We start from the raw sequence: 16,161 nt of genomic DNA on the forward strand, positions 1-16,161 counted from the left end.
TTTAGTAAAGTATGGAAAACTTTTCGGTAACGAAAAGTCTCCGATCTTCTTTATGTAGAACCTTAAAACCTCCAGAAGTATAAAAATTCTGGAGGTTTTTTTAGTGCTATTTATTATTAGAAAAGCTCTTTATCTAGATGTTGCGATTGTGTGAGATTGTAAGCCAACTTCATAAAATTGATCCATATCGTCTTTAGGAACCATACTTCCCCCGGTTGCCCAAGCAATATGTGTAGCTTGATCCATTTTGTCTGTTAAATCATGTTTTTCTAAATAAGATTTGCCTTCTTCAGATTGGCATAATCGTAAAGCACCCGGTACACCAGCTAAAGCTGCAGGCTCTAGATAAATTTTTTCTTTGTCAATGAGAGCACTCAACAAGCGATTTGTTTCAAAGTCATCAATAGTATAAGAACCGCTAAAGAAGTGTTTCATTATATTCGCTACTAGTTTAGAAGTTCGAGGAACGGCTAAACCATCAGCAACAGTTAGTCCATCTAAACCAAAATCTTTAACAGATACTTGATCGAGTTTTCCAGTCATCAAACCCATTGTCATGGACGGAACGTGAGTTGGCTCAGCAAAGAAACAATGCACATTATCACCATAGATCTGTTTTAATCCGAAACTAATTCCGCCTGGTGAACCACCGATGCCACAAGGCAAATAAACAAATAAAGGATGGTTTTCATCTACAAGGATATTTTCTTGCTCTAATTGTTTTTGCAAACGATTGGCTGCAACTGTATAACCTAAAAACAATTCAATGGAATGTTCATCATCAACATAATAACTCATTGGATCTAAATCGGATTGTTCGCGTCCTTTTTTTACTGCGTTTGTAAAATCTGATTCGTGCTCAATAACTGTTACCCCACGAAAACGCAATAAATCTTTTTTCCACTGTTTGGCTTCTACAGACATATGTACTGTCACGTCAAAGCCTAACATAGCGCCAACTGTTCCTACACTGATGCCGAGATTTCCAGTCGTTCCTACAGCAATTTTGTAATTTGAAAAAAAGGTTTTAAAGGCTTCCGTTGCAAATAGTGAATAGTCCTCATTCCAGCTTTTCAATAAGCCATGTTCTAAAGCTAATGTTTCAGCATGTTTCAATACTTCATAGATCGCTCCACGAGCTTTTATTGTTCCAGCAATCGGTAAGGTATCGTCTCTTTTTAATAAAAAGGTACCAGGTATTGAAGAATGGTAAACCGTTTCAAGGTACTCTTTCATAGAAGGAATAGAGGATAAAGGTGATTCAATGATCCCTTTAGATACTTCAGTTTCTGGAAAATCAATTCTTAAATAAGCAGCAAATCGGTTTAAGCGTGCTTCTGCATCATTGATATTCTCTTTTGTATAGGGTACTAATTTTGAAGCCTCTTCAAAAGGCAATTTAGCCGAGTTAATCCAAAAGATTTCTTTTAATGAAAGAATGTCTTTTAATTGGGGAATTTCTTTTTCCCATGCATCAACAGTTTTACCTGCAATACTCATACTTGTCATTATCCTACCTCTTTCTATATAGGCGTACGCCTATTGTAATTACTCAAAGATTACCATTTTTAATGGTTAAAATCTAGATTCATTCTTATTTCTAAGATGTTTATTAGAATAGGCTAACTTTAATGCTTTCTTAAAACAAAGTAATAATCATAAAAGTGGCAATCTTTTTTTTGTTTCCATACAATAATGGTGATCAGCTTCTATAAATGAATAGAGGAGTGAGTGTAATGAAAGAAACAGATTGGTGGAAAGAATCAATTTTTTATCAAGTTTACCCAAGGAGTTTTAAAGACACAAATGGAGATGGCCTTGGAGATCTTAAAGGGCTGATTCAACAATTAGATTACATTCAACAATTAGGCGTTACCGCCATTTGGCTTAACCCAATTTTTACATCTCCACAAGTTGATAATGGATACGATGTATCAGACTATTATACGATCGATCCAATTTTTGGAACAGTAGAAGATGCTATTGAATTGATTGAACAAGCACATAAAAGAGAGCTGAAAGTTATTTTTGATTTAGTGGTCAATCATACTTCTGATCAGCATGTTTGGTTCCAAGAAGCGTTAAAAGGACCAGAAAATCCGTATCGTGATTTTTATATTTGGGAAGATGCACGAAAAGGTGGTCATTTGCCAAATAACTGGGTCTCTGTTTTTGGAGGTTCAGTATGGGAAAAGGAACCGGTTGGAGATCAGTATTATTTTCATCTATTTAAAAAAGAAATGCCGGATTTAAATTGGGATAATCCAGAAGTTGAAAAAGCAATCTTAGATGTTGGGAAATTTTGGTTGGACCATGGAGTAGATGGTTTTCGTCTAGATGCATTTATTCATATGGATAAGGCTGATGATTTTTCTCAAGTAGAAATGGAAAATGGACAAGAATTAGTATCTGCTCAAAAAATCAATGCTTTTTTGCCTAATATCAAAAACTACGTTCAAAATTTATCAATGGATCTGCGAAAAGTAAAAAAGGATATTTTTATTTTAGGCGAAGCGGCTTCAGCAGATGTAGACCTAGCATTCCAATACACGCATCCTGAAAATGATATGTGCAATGCCGTGGTTTCCTTTCTTATTTTTCCTGAAGATGAGACGATGAAAGATCCGCGATTGCCATTCAATATGCAATCAAGTCGATTAAATAAAAAGGCTTTTAAAGAGGTAATGTCAGCTTGGCAAGATAAAATGGATCCGTTTGGTGGTCCTGTATTGTATTGGAACAACCACGATATGCCTAGAGTAGTTTCGCGCTTTGGAAATGTCGAACAGTTTAGAGACAATAGCAGTAAAATGCTGGCAACTTTAATGTATCTACAAAAAGGAATTCCATTTATTTTCAATGGCGAAGAGATTGGTATGCGCAATTTGCACTATAACGATCGGAATCATTTTGACACGCCAGGAGCTGTTCCTTTTTACGAGAAAGCAAAGCAATTAGGCTATTCTGAAGAACACATTCTAAAAGAATTAAATCATACTGGACGAGATGTTAGTCGAGGAGCTATGCAATGGGATAATGCAACATTTGCTGGTTTTTCAACTGTCGAACCATGGAGCGGAGTAAATGTGGAAGAAAAGTACAATGTAGCAGCTCAACAAAAAGATCCAAAAAGTATCTTAATGTATTATCAAACATTACTGAAATTGAAAAAAACACCTTTATTTATAAATGGCTCATTTACTTTACATGAGACCAAAGATACCCTTTATGTTTATGAAAGAACTTATGAAGGTCAGCGTGCGATTGTTTGTTGTAATTTATCGGACACCGAAGAACACATTCAAGAGGATGGAATTTCAAAATCTGGTTGGAAAGTCATACTGCAGAATGAAGGCAATTCAATTGATAAAGATGCGATCACATTTGCTCCATATGGGACCATTGTATTTGCTTATGATGCCCAGCCTGAAAATGAATGATAAAAAAGGTGATCAATGAAGTTGTTACCGGTAACAACCGATTTTTAATTGTAAGTGCTTTCTGGATTCTGTAAGCTATTGAGTGAAAAGGAATTTAGCACAATTAAAGGTGGGTTGAGTAAAATGCAAGAAAAGTGGTGGGAGAACACAGTTGTGTATCAGGTATACCCTAAAAGTTTTCAAGATACAAACGACGATGGAGTCGGTGATTTAATAGGAATCATTCAACGATTGGATTATATCCAATCAATTGGAGTAAATATGATTTGGTTGAATCCAATTTTTGTTTCCCCTCAGGTGGATAACGGATATGATGTTGCAAATTATTATGCTATTGATGACCAGTTTGGCACGATGTTGGATATGGAAATGTTGATTGAAGAAGCTCATAAACGAGGCATCAAAGTCATGCTTGATTTTGTATTGAATCATACCTCAGATCAACATCCTTGGTTTCAAGAAGCTTTAAAAGGACCAGATAACTTATACCGAGATTATTATATTTGGCATGAACCAGTAAAAAATCGTTCAGTACCCAATAATTGGGGTTCTTTTTTTGGTGGTTCTGTTTGGGAAAAAGAACCGCTTGGTGACTCTTTTTACTTTCATTTGTTTGCAAAAGAAATGCCGGATCTAAACTGGGAAAATCCTGAAGTCCGATTGGCAATGGCTGATTGTGCTGATTTTTGGCTAAAAAAAGGAATCGATGCTTTGAGATTGGATGCCTTTATTCATGTTGACAAACAAGCCGGTTTTCCTGATGTAGATATAGCAAATCCTAATGATATTGTTTTGGCAGAGAACTATTACGCTAATTTGCCAAAAACGATGGATTACATGAAAGAGTTTAGTCAGCGTATTCGCAAAGATCATCCAGATGTGTTTCTAGTAGGAGAAGCGGCATCCGCAAGTATTGAATTGGCAAAAAACTATACAGATCCTATCAATGAAGTTTGTGACAGTGTTATCACTTTTCGTTACTTTCCAGAAACAGAACAGACAAAAGATAAACGGCTGCCATTAAATTTGCAACATGGAAAGCTCGATCTAATAAAATTCAAACAGACTATGGCGCAATGGCAAGAAGAACTAGCAACAGTTGGCGGACCTGTGTTGTATTGGAACAATCATGATATGGCTCGTGCCGTTTCACGTTTTGGAGATGATAAACAGTACCGGGACAATAGCAGTAAAATGTTAGCCACGTTGATGTATTTACAAAAAGGGATTCCTTTCTTGCTAAATGGCGAAGAAATTGGAATGAAAAATTTAGTCATTGAAACAATAGAACAATTTGCTTTACCTGGAGCAGATTTATTTTATGAAACGGCACTTGAATTAGGTTACTCAAAAGAATTTGCTTTAGAACACTTAAATGCGCGAAGCAAAGATGTAAGTAGAGGAGTCATGCAATGGGACGATTCAACTTATGCGGGATTCTCAAAACAGTTTCCTTGGAGTGGTGTTAATCAAGAAGAAAAATACAATGTGATGGATCAAGAAATTGATGAAACCAGCATTTTGCAGTATTACAGAGCTGTATTAAAGTTGAAGCGAGAACCGCTATTTATTGAAGGGAAATACAAACTTTTAGAAAGCAGTGTTGAAACGTATTGCTACGAACGCACGTTAGGGAAATCTAAAGCAGTCGTTTGCTGCAATATGACAGAGAAAAATCAAGTCGTTTCTATAAAAGACCTGATCACACAACCTTATACCATTAAATTAACAAATGAAGGAAATAGTATACAAGAGGAAAATCTAAACTTAAGCCCATATGGAACAATGGTTATCTCTATGTAGTAATGTTTATTACTATAATAAATGAAGACAACAATTAATGAAAAGAGGAAAAACAACATGGAAACAGCAGCAATTTACCACAGACCTGATAGCGAGTATGCTTATTTATATGAGGCTGATAACTTTCATATCCGTCTAAGAACAAAAAAGGGAGATGCAAAACAAGTTAGTTTGATCAGTGGAGATCCTTATTCTCATGGAACAGAAAAATGGTTTAAGAAGGACAAACCTATGAAATTAACAGCGAGTACGGATATCCATGATTATTGGATAATTGAAACATACGAAAAAACAAAGCGCATTGCTTATTGCTTCCATGTAGAAGGTTTTGATGAAAGCGAAGTACTTTATGGCGATCGCGGAGTATTCCCATTTACAAATGAATACTTAGAAGACGCAAATACCTTTTTTAGAATGCCGTACTTCCATGAGATCGATCGAGTTAAAACTCCTGAATGGGTAAAAGAAACGGTATGGTACCAGATCTTTCCGGAACGTTTTGCTAATGGGGATAAGAAAAATGATCCAGAAGGTACATTGCCATGGGGCAGTAAAGAAAATCCAGGTCGTGATGATTTTTATGGCGGGGACTTACAAGGTGTCATCGATCATTTGGATTATTTAGTTGATTTAGGAATCAATGGTATTTATTTCTGCCCACTTTTTAAAGCTAAATCAAATCATAAATACGATACGATTGATTATTTGGATATCGATCCTGATTTTGGAGATAAAGAACTTTTTAAAACATTGGTTCAAGAAGCACATAAACGTGGTATTCGAGTCATGCTGGATGCTGTCTTTAATCATCTAGGAATGGATTCCATGCAGTGGCAAGATGTTTTAGAAAACCAAGAAAACTCTCGTTACAAAGACTGGTTCCATATCAATGAATTTCCTGTTCAATCATTAGCAGATCTATCATTTGAAGAACTAGAAAATGTGGACGAGCTAAGTTATGACACTTTTGCATTTACAGGACATATGCCAAAATTAAATACTCGTAATCCTGAAGTTCAAGAATTTTTATTAGATGTTACCACATATTGGATCAAAGAGTTTGATATTGATGCATGGCGGTTAGATGTTGCAAATGAAGTCGATCATCATTTTTGGAAGAAATTCCATCAAGCTTCTATTGATTTAAAAGAGGACTTTTATATTTTAGGTGAAATTTGGCATTCTTCGCAAAGTTGGCTGCAAGGTGATGAGTTCCACGCGGTCATGAACTATGCGTATACTGAAACCATTCAAAACTTCTTTATGAAAGAAAATATATCTGCAAGTAAAATGGTGGCCGGATTGAATGAACAATTAATGTTGTACCGCAAACAAACCAATGAAGTGATGTTCAACATGCTAGATTCTCATGATACAGCACGTTTATTGACAATCAGCAATAATAATAAACAGTTAGCCAAAGCAGGGCTAGCATTTGTCTTCACTCAACATGGTTCGCCATGTATTTATTACGGTACTGAAATCGGGATGGATGGACACAATGATCCTGATTGCCGTAAATGCATGATCTGGGAAGAGGAAAAACAAGACAGCAATATGATTGATTTCACTAAAGATTTGATTGCTTTTAGAAAGAACAATCAAGGTCTGCTAAGTTATGGGGAAATTGACTGGTTTGATATTCGTGATGATGAAAAAGTAGTTGGTTTCAAAAGGAAATTTGGCAATGAAGAGATTATTTGCTACTTTAACCAAGGGGAAAAAGACTTAGAGTTAGTTTTAGAACAAAAACCAGAAAGCTTGCTTAAAAATTTAGCTTATTCAGATAATAAATTATTATCGATCAAACAAAATGGATTTGCTATCTACAAAGCTTAACTAAAAATGATACAGGCGCTTATCTGAGAAGATTGAGCGTCTTTTTTTGTTATCAAATGGTAACGTTTGCAAAAGAATGCTGGTTGTATGATAATAAAGTTACATCAGAATAAGGAGGAGATCGTGTGGAAAAGAAAGAGTGGAAAAGAGGGTTTATTGGTTTGGTATCTATGAGTGCCCTGTTGTTGGCAGCTTGTGGAAATGGAGAAGAGTCGAACGAAACAGGGTCGACCAGTGATGATGGAGAATCAACCACATTAACTATTGATGTGGATCCAAGGTATAGCGATTATGTTAATGAAATTATTCCAGCTTTTGAAGAAGAGCACAATGTAACGATTGAAATTTCTGAGCGTGATATGTTTGATGGAATGGACGCTTTGCCATTAGACGGTCCCGCTGAGATCGGTTCGGATATACTTATTGCTCCTTATGATAGAGTAGGTACTTTGAGTCAGCAAGGACATTTAGCGGAAGTCACCTTGCCTGATGATGGGCGTTATGATGAAATGGATCAACGACAAGTGACTCTTGATGGAAAAGTTTATGGTGCACCATTTGTCATCGAGTCCTTAGTGATGTATTACAACAAAGACTTAATTGAACAAGCACCAGAAACATTTGAGGATCTTGAAGCCTTATCTGAAGATGACACATATGCATTTGAAAATGAAGAAGGAAAGAACACCGCATTTTTAGCTAACTGGACAACGGCTTATCAATATATAGGTCTGCTATCTGGTTATGGTGGATATGTATTTGGTGAGAATGGAACAGATCCGTCAGATATCGGACTGAATTCACCTGAATCAGTTGAAGGCATCACATATATCACCGATTGGTACCAAAATGTTTGGCCGCAAGGAATGTTGGATGCAACGAGTTCAGAGAACTTTATGAATGAATTGTTTACCAGTGGAAAAACAGCAGCGGTCATCAATGGACCATGGGGCGCGAGTGGTTATGAAGAAGCCGGTATAAATTATGGTGTTTCAACGATCCCTACATTACCAAACGGAGAAGAGTATGAACCCTTTGCTGGTGGGGTAGCATGGGTCATCAGTAAATATTCCAAAAATCCTGAGTTAGCTCAAGAGTGGTTGGATTATGTAACAAATGCCGAAAACAGTGAAACATTGTATGAATTGACTTCGGAGATTCCAGCTAATCAAGAAGCTAGAACAACGGTCAGTGAAACTGGAAGTGAATTGTCTAAAGCCGTGATTGAACAATTTGATTCAGCTGTTCCAATGCCGAATATCCCAGAGATGACTGAAGTGTGGACTGGAGCAGAAACGATGATTTTTGATGCAGCTTCAGGTAATAAATCTCCTCAACAAGCGGCAGATGATGCTGTTCAATTTATTGAAGAAAATATTGAACAGAAGTATCAAAATTAAAAAGTCTTCTAATTGAAAATAAAAAATGCCGTTTATAAGAAATAATTATGAACGGCATTTTTTTTAAATGGTTGGATAAATCCCTTGAATGAATCCTGTTACCGGTAACATACGGAAAACGTTTGCAGAAAGCGTTCTTATGCCTGATAATAAGGATGTAATCAAAAATAACTCATATTTGAGGGGGATACATAAAATGAAGAAGACCGGTTGGAAAAAATATCTTTTAGGTTTGGTGTCTGCTAGTGCGTTGGTTCTTGCAGCTTGTGGAAGTGGGGAAGAAGCGACAGACAGCAGTTCAACATCTGGTGGAGATGAAGCTGAAAGTTCAACTTTACAAATTTCTGTTGATCAAGGCTACGTTGACTATGTAGAAGAGATCAAAGGGGCTTTTGAAGAAGAACACGGGGTTAAGATTGAAGTAACAGAACGTGATATGTTTGAACAATTAGAAGCATTGCCACTTGATGGTCCATCTGGAAATGCTCCAGATATCATGATGTCAGCTTATGACCGAATGGGTTCTTTAGGACAACAAGGACATATCGCTGAAGTAACATTAGGAAATGATGCTCAATATAATGAAACAGATAAAGCTCAAGTTACTTTAGATGGAAAAATTTATGGAGCACCTGCTGTTATTGAAACATTAGTATTGTATTACAATACAGATCTATTAGAAGAAGCTCCAACTACTTTTGCAGATTTGGAAGAATTAGCTAAAGATGAACGTTTTGCTTTTGATGGAGAAGAAGGAAAAAATACAGGATTCTTAGCTAAATGGACTGACTTTTACTTTACGTATGGTTTAGTTTCGGGTTATGGCGGATACATCTTTGGTGAAGATGGAACTGACCCAACTGATATTGGACTAAACAATGAAGGTGCTGTTGAAGCTATTGAATATGCTACTGATTGGTTCAAAAATACATGGCCACAAGGTATGCAAGATGTAACAAGTTCTGATGCTTTTATCACAGATCAATACTTAAACGGTAAAGTTGGCGCATTCATTGGCGGACCTTGGCAAGCAGCTAGCTTAAAAGATGCGGGTGTAAATTACGGCGTTACAACTATCCCAACATTGAACAATGGCGAAGCATATGAAGCATTTGGCGGCGGAAAAGGATGGGTTGTCAGCAACTATTCTGAAAACAAAGATGTTGCTCAAGAATGGTTAGACTATGTGACAAATACTGAAAACCAAAACAAATTCTATGACGATACAAATGAAGTTCCTGCAAACCAAGACTCACGTGTCTATGCTACTGAGCAAGATGATGAATTGACAACAGCTGTAATCAATCAATACAAAGATGCACAACCAATGCCAAACATTCCTGAAATGGCTGAAGTTTGGACAGGTGCTGAAAACATGTTATTCGATGCAGCATCAGGAAACAAAACACCTAAAGAATCAGCTGATGATTCTGCTAAATTGATCAAAGAATCAATCGAACAAAAATACACAAATTAATTACTAAAAAATGAACAGATTTCGGCAGAGAATGTAGTTGTTCTCTGCCGAAAAATGTTAAAAGAAAAGGGAGGAGTTTAAAATGTCTTCTCAGACAAAACCTCAGAATATTAAAAATGAAAAAAAAGCAATGCTGTATTCAATTATCCCAGGACTAGGTCAATTTTATAACGGACAACGGTTCAAAGGGATCGTCTTTTTAGCTATCTTAGTCGCATTTGTTGTCGAGATGATTGTTTTTGGTTTTGATGCGTTTAACGGACTAATAACTTTAGGAAGTACTCCTATTGAAGACCATTCACTATTTATTATGATTGAAGGCACACTCCAACTCATTATAACAGTCATTTTCTTAGCCTTTTACGGTTTAAATATCTATGACGCTAAGCGCGTAGCAACCATTTGGAATAGAGGGCAAAAAGTTAATACTACACTTAAAGAAGTGATGTGGAATGTCTATAATGCAGGATTTCCTTATCTGCTGATCATACCAGCATACTTAATGATGGCCTTTACGATTATTTTCCCAGTGTTGGTTACATTATTTATGGCTTTTACAAATTACGACTTTTACCATATTCCTCCAGCTAATTTAATTGACTGGATTGGATTAAAAAACTTCGTGAATATTTTCTTCTTGAGCACATACCGTGATGCATTTACATCTGTTTTCAGTTGGACAATCATTTGGACATTTAGTGCGACAACACTGCAAATTATTATTGGAATCTTTACAGCTGTTATCGCTAACCAGTCATTTATTAAAGGAAAACGATTCTTTGGAGTTATTTTCTTATTACCATGGGCTGTTCCAGCATTTATTACTATTTTATCGTTCTCAAATATTTTTAATGACAGTATCGGAGCCATTAATACTCAAGTTATTCCGTTATTGAATAATATTCCATTTGTAGAAATCGGGCGAATTGCGTGGAAAACAAATGCATTTTGGTCTAAGACAGCGATCATTATGATCCAAGGTTGGTTAGGGTTCCCGTATATCTACGTCATGACAACGAGTATCTTACAATCTATTCCTGAAGACTTATACGAAGCTGCAAAAATTGATGGTGCTAGTGCATTTCAACGGTTCAGAGAAATTACCATGCCAATGGTATTCATGGTAGCTGCTCCAACCTTTATTACGCAATACACCGGAAACTTTAACAACTTTTCAATGATCTACCTCTTCAATAATGGTGGGCCGGGAAGTGTAGGTGGTGGAGCAGGAGCTACGGATATCTTGATTTCATGGATCTATAAATTAACGACTGGAACTTCACCGCAATATTCTATGGCAGCTGCGATCACGTTGATCATTTCAGCTTTGGTTATCACTGTTTCCTTGTTAATCTTCAAGAAAACAAATGCATTTAATATGGAGGATGCATAATATGGGGAAATTTGTTAAATCACAAAAAACTTCTCGTTTCTTTAGTCAATTCTTTACGTATGTCTACATGATCTTATTGTCGATCATTATTATTTATCCATTGCTGATCACAGCTAGTTCAGCCTTTAAATCAGGAAACATAACGGCCTTTTCTTTAGACTTAAATGCGGAATGGACGTTAGCAAACTTTACTCGTTTATTTCAAGAGACACTTTACGGCACTTGGTATAAAAATACTTTAATTGTCGCTGTAGCTACAATGGTGATCCAAGTAGGCATTGTTACAATCGCTGGATATGCTTATAGCCGTTACAATTTTATGGGACGAAAGAAAAGTTTGATGTTTTTCTTAGTTATCCAAATGGTTCCTACTATGGCAGCTTTAACAGCATTTTATGTTATGGCCTTATTATTAGGCGCTTTAGACCAATTTTGGTTCTTGACCATGTTATATATTGGTGGTGGAATTCCAATGAACACTTGGTTAATGAAAGGATATTTTGATACAGTACCAAAAGATTTGGATGAATCAGCTAAATTAGATGGAGCAGGACATTTTAGAATTTTCTGGCAAATCGTTCTTCCACTTGTCAGACCTATGATTGCGGTTCAAGCACTATGGGCATTTATGACACCATTTGGTGATTACATGCTAGCTAGATTCTTATTAAGAAGCCCTGAAAAAATTACGGTTGCTGTAGGGTTGCAAACATTTATCAGCAATCCGCAAGACCAAAAAGTTGCTTTATTCGCAGCAGGCGCAATCTTGATTGCAGTTCCAATTTCAATCTTATTCTTCTTGTTGCAAAAGAATTTTGTCTCTGGCTTAACCACTGGAGGAACAAAAGGATAAGCATAAAAAGCTAAAATTAGTTAAAGAAAAGAAGTGAACCTATGAAAACAGATGCATTTCCGTTAAATTATTTTAAAAGTATTTGGTCGCCAACAAAAAGTTTCAAAAATCGTCATCAATTAAACTGGTTTCAAATTTTTATTGTTTTGCTATTTGTTAATAGTTTATTGATGATACCCGTGTCATTAAATTACATGGAAATGGATACTTACCCTGTAGAAGGAACATTGCCAAACTCGTTTGGTTTAATTGATGAGACTGACGTATTAAATCTGCAAGAAGGCACATACGAGAACGGTACGTTAGATTTACCGTCTTCGTTTGTCCGTACTTCTGATAAAGGAACGGTTGCTGGCTTATTGTCAGATACAGAGATGGAACAAGCATTGGATGCGGAAAACGCATTGGTTTTCCAAAAAGATGCAGTGATCATTAAAGAAGGCGATCAAACAGTAAGCACTGTTCCTTACACGAAAGATTTTGATTTATCAAAAGTAACTAACGTCAATGATGTAAAAGAATCTCTTTCAAGACAATGGTTTATAAAAAATAGAGGATATGTAGTTGCTACGTTGATGTTTTTAGTATTCAGCATTACATTTGTTAGTACGATCTTTCTAACTTTTGGATCTGCTGTCTTCCTCTATTTAACAAAAAAAAGTGACTATTCTTCTATTAAAACATACAAAGAATCAGTTAACTTTATATCGAATTGTATGGGACTACCAACTTTAATCGCTTTAATCATTGGGTTGATTCAATTCGATATTGTTGTGATGCTGATGATCCAATCAGTAGGATTAGTAGTCATGTTATTGCTTGCCTTCTATCAAACAAGATACAACGATGAAGCAAAAAAGTTTAAAGTAAAAAAGTCACTGGGGGTAAGGGTACATGATTAAGCGTTTATTCGATGTTGATCCTTGGAAAGTAAAATCAACGAAATTAGATAAAGCTGATAAAAGATTACAAGAAAGTTTAACTTCTATTGGAAATGGGTATATGGGGATGCGTGGAAACTTTGAAGAGGGATATTCAGGGGATTCTCACCTAGGAACGTATCTAGCAGGTGTCTGGTTTCCAGACAAAACTAGAGTCGGTTGGTGGAAAAACGGCTATCCAGAATACTTCGGAAAAGTGATCAATGCAACAAACTTCATTCCAGTCGAATTAATGGTTAATGACCGCAAAGTTGATCTCGCACTAGATGAGGTAAAAGAGTATGAAATTGAATTAGATATGAAAAAAGGGATTTTGTATCGTTCATATACTTGGGTTGAAGGAGAAACAGAGGTTCGTTTCACTTTTAAACGTTTTGTTAGTATAGCATTAAAAGAATTGGCCGTTATCGAAGTCACCGCTGAAGTTATAAAAGGTGACGCTGTCATTGTATTTATCCCTAAAATGGATGGAAACGTGACAAATGAAGACAGCAATTATGAAGAAAATTTTTGGCTGGAAATGAAACGTGTTTCAGGAGAAAAGAGTAGTTTAACGACTAAAACGATTGAAAATCCGTTTGGTGTAGAACAATTTACTGTAACCACTATGATGCAAAATGTAACTGAAAACTATAAAAATAAAGAGTTTTCTGAAGGCTTTATGCAAGTTGAAGAAAAAATCACCTATGCGTTGAAAGCTGGTGAAAAAGCGAAAGTCACTAAATTTGTCAGCGTATTGACCAGTCGTGATGTTCAACCGGAAAATCAGGAAGCAATGGCTGCGGCTATCTTAGATCAAGCGATTGAACTAGGTGCAGAACAAGTAGAAGCACAGCATGTAGCTCTTTGGGAAGAACGCTGGCGCAAAGCGGATGTAGTGATTGAAGGAGATGCTGAAAGCCAACAAGGTATCCGTTTTAATATCTTCCAATTGTTTTCTACTTATTATGGAGAAGATAATCGTTTAAATATTGGACCAAAAGGATTTACTGGGGAGAAATATGGCGGAGCAACCTATTGGGATACAGAGGCATTTATTTTGCCGATGTATCTATCTATAGCAGATGAATCTGTTTCAGAGCAATTGTTGACTTACCGACATAATCAGCTTCCAGGTGCATTTCATAATGCTAAACAACAAGGCCTTCAAGGAGCCTTGTATCCGATGGTTACGTTTAACGGAATCGAAAGCCATAATGAATGGGAAATTACATTTGAGGAAATTCACCGTAATGGTACGATTGCTTATGCTATCTATAATTACACAAACTATACCGGTGATGAAGCTTTCCTAAGCACAAAAGGTATTGAGATGTTAGTAGCTATATCACGTTTCTGGGCTGATCGCGTGCATTATTCTAAACGCAACGGTCAATATATGATCCATGGCGTTACTGGTCCAAATGAATATGAGAATAATATCAATAATAACTGGTATACAAATACTATGGCAGCTTGGACGTTGCGTTATACTTTGGAAAGTCTTGAAAAAATCTCATCTATAGTGGCAAATGAATTATATGTAACAGATGAAGAAAAGAATAAGTGGAGAGACATCGTTGAAAAGATGTACTACCCTCACGATGAAGAATTAAATGTCTTTGTTCAACATGATACATTTTTAGATAAAGAAATCCTGACAACTGATGATCTTGATCCAGCTGAAAGACCAATAAATCAAAACTGGTCTTGGGATAAGATTTTACGTTCTTGTTTTATCAAACAAGCGGATGTTTTGCAAGGTATATACTATTTGAACGATGAGTATACGTTAGAAGAAAAAGAAGCCAATTTTAATTTCTATGAACCAATGACGGTTCATGAATCTTCACTTTCTGCATCCATCCACGCTATTTTAGCAGCAGAACTTGGCAAAAAAGAAAAAGCAGTTGAATTGTATGCACGTACGGCTCGTTTAGATTTAGACAACTACAACAATGACACAGAAGACGGGTTACACATTACTTCTATGAGTGGCGGATGGTTAGCTATCGTTCAAGGTTTTGCAGGTATGCGTACGGTTAATAACCGCTTATCCTTTAATCCATTCTGTCCAGAAAACTGGGATGGGTATACTTTCATGATTAAATATCGTGGACGTCTGTTGCATGTCTGTGTAACTCAAGTATCTGTAAGTGTACGTTTAGAAGAAGGCGAACCAATTGAATTGATACTATATGATAAAGAAATGGTGTTGACCAATGAAGTTCACAGTTCACTTTCTTTTTCTTAAACAATTAAATAAATGAACAGTGAGTTTAAATGACTATGAATAGGAGGAAGCTATCAAATCGATAAATTCATTTGATAGCTTTTCTTATTGCTAAAAAAGGAGAAGGTTACTATGATTAAAGGATTTATATTTGATTTAGACGGTGTGCTAACAGATACAGCGGAATACCATTACCTAGCCTGGAAAAAGTTGGCTGATAGATTAGGTATTCAATTAGATCGTAAAATGAATGAGCAATTAAAAGGAATCAGTCGAATGGATTCGCTTGATCGCATTTTAGCGATAGGCAATCAAATGGATCGTTACACGCTTGAAGAAAAAGAAAAGCTGGCAGATGAAAAAAATGAGGATTATAAAGAACTGATATTAGAGGTCACGCCAAATGATCTATTGCCTGGAATAGCGAATTTATTAGCGGATCTAAGAGCGAAAGATATCCGATTAGCATTAGCATCTGCTAGTAAAAATGGTCCTGTCATAATGGAAAGATTAGGTATTGCGGATATGTTTGATACTGTGGTCGATCCTGCAACTTTGGCAAAGGGAAAACCAGACCCGGAAATTTTTATTAAAGGTGCCCAACAGTTAAAGTTAAAACCAATCGAATGTGTTGGAGTAGAAGATGCTCAAGCTGGAATAGAATCAATCAATGCAGCAGGAATCTTTTCAGTCGGAGTTGGAACAAAAGAAATGATGAAAGAAGCCGATTATGCAGTAACGAGTACCCAAGAATTGAAATTGGAAGAAATACTAAAAAGAGCAAATCAATAAGGAGGATTCAA

11 protein-coding genes are annotated in these 16,161 nt (G+C 36.2%); 10 read left to right on the forward strand and 1 reads right to left on the reverse strand.

The window, feature by feature from the left end; genetic code table 11:
- Positions 1 to 129 precede the first annotated feature (129 nt).
- A complete protein-coding gene (locus tag NST49_RS07910) occupies positions 130 to 1,509 on the reverse strand; it encodes a D-serine ammonia-lyase (RefSeq protein WP_341047956.1) in 1,380 nt (459 codons plus the stop codon).
- Between the two features lie 227 nt (positions 1,510 to 1,736).
- Here NST49_RS07910 and NST49_RS07915 point away from each other — a divergent pair, with 227 nt between their 5' ends.
- The 10 genes from NST49_RS07915 (at position 1,737) to pgmB (ending at position 16,150) form a co-directional block, all read left to right on the forward strand.
- On the forward strand, positions 1,737 to 3,440 hold the full coding sequence (locus tag NST49_RS07915; protein WP_341047958.1) for a glycoside hydrolase family 13 protein: 1,704 nt from the start codon (positions 1,737 to 1,739) through the stop codon (positions 3,438 to 3,440).
- 123 nt (positions 3,441 to 3,563) lie between these two features.
- On the forward strand, positions 3,564 to 5,243 hold the full coding sequence (locus NST49_RS07920; RefSeq protein WP_341047960.1) for an alpha-glucosidase: 1,680 nt from the start codon (positions 3,564 to 3,566) through the stop codon (positions 5,241 to 5,243).
- 57 nt (positions 5,244 to 5,300) lie between these two features.
- Positions 5,301 to 7,082 (forward strand): glycoside hydrolase family 13 protein, encoded by a 1,782-nt coding sequence (locus NST49_RS07925; RefSeq protein ID WP_341047962.1) that lies wholly within the window; start codon positions 5,301 to 5,303, stop codon positions 7,080 to 7,082.
- Positions 7,083 to 7,207: 125 nt separating this feature from the next.
- The gene (locus tag NST49_RS07930) at positions 7,208 to 8,482 is read left to right on the forward strand and encodes an extracellular solute-binding protein (RefSeq protein WP_341047964.1); all 1,275 of its coding nucleotides are present in this window, start codon (positions 7,208 to 7,210) and stop codon (positions 8,480 to 8,482) included.
- 196 nt (positions 8,483 to 8,678) lie between these two features.
- The gene (locus NST49_RS07935; protein WP_341047965.1) at positions 8,679 to 9,959 is read left to right on the forward strand and encodes an extracellular solute-binding protein; all 1,281 of its coding nucleotides are present in this window, start codon (positions 8,679 to 8,681) and stop codon (positions 9,957 to 9,959) included.
- An 82-nt stretch (positions 9,960 to 10,041) separates the two neighbouring features.
- Positions 10,042 to 11,352 (forward strand): sugar ABC transporter permease, encoded by a 1,311-nt coding sequence (locus NST49_RS07940; protein WP_023178219.1) that lies wholly within the window; start codon positions 10,042 to 10,044, stop codon positions 11,350 to 11,352.
- A 1-nt stretch (position 11,353) separates the two neighbouring features.
- Positions 11,354 to 12,205: a sugar ABC transporter permease gene (locus NST49_RS07945; RefSeq protein ID WP_023178217.1), complete on the forward strand. Its 852-nt coding sequence runs from the start codon at positions 11,354 to 11,356 to the stop codon at positions 12,203 to 12,205.
- Between the two features lie 41 nt (positions 12,206 to 12,246).
- Entirely contained in the window at positions 12,247 to 13,107 is an 861-nt protein-coding gene (locus tag NST49_RS07950; protein WP_341047968.1) for a DUF1189 domain-containing protein, read from the forward strand.
- Positions 13,100 to 15,379: a glycoside hydrolase family 65 protein gene (locus tag NST49_RS07955; protein ID WP_341047970.1), complete on the forward strand. Its 2,280-nt coding sequence runs from the start codon at positions 13,100 to 13,102 to the stop codon at positions 15,377 to 15,379. Before NST49_RS07950 ends, NST49_RS07955 begins: the two co-directional genes overlap by 8 nt.
- A 111-nt stretch (positions 15,380 to 15,490) precedes the next feature.
- The gene (pgmB, locus tag NST49_RS07960; protein ID WP_034536840.1) at positions 15,491 to 16,150 is read left to right on the forward strand and encodes a beta-phosphoglucomutase; all 660 of its coding nucleotides are present in this window, start codon (positions 15,491 to 15,493) and stop codon (positions 16,148 to 16,150) included.
- The last annotated feature ends 11 nt before the right edge of the window (positions 16,151 to 16,161 follow it).

Origin of the sequence: Carnobacterium sp. FSL W8-0810, from assembly GCF_038007125.1 — a bacterium.
GTDB classification, from domain to species: Bacteria; Bacillota; Bacilli; order Lactobacillales; family Carnobacteriaceae; genus Carnobacterium_B; species Carnobacterium_B inhibens.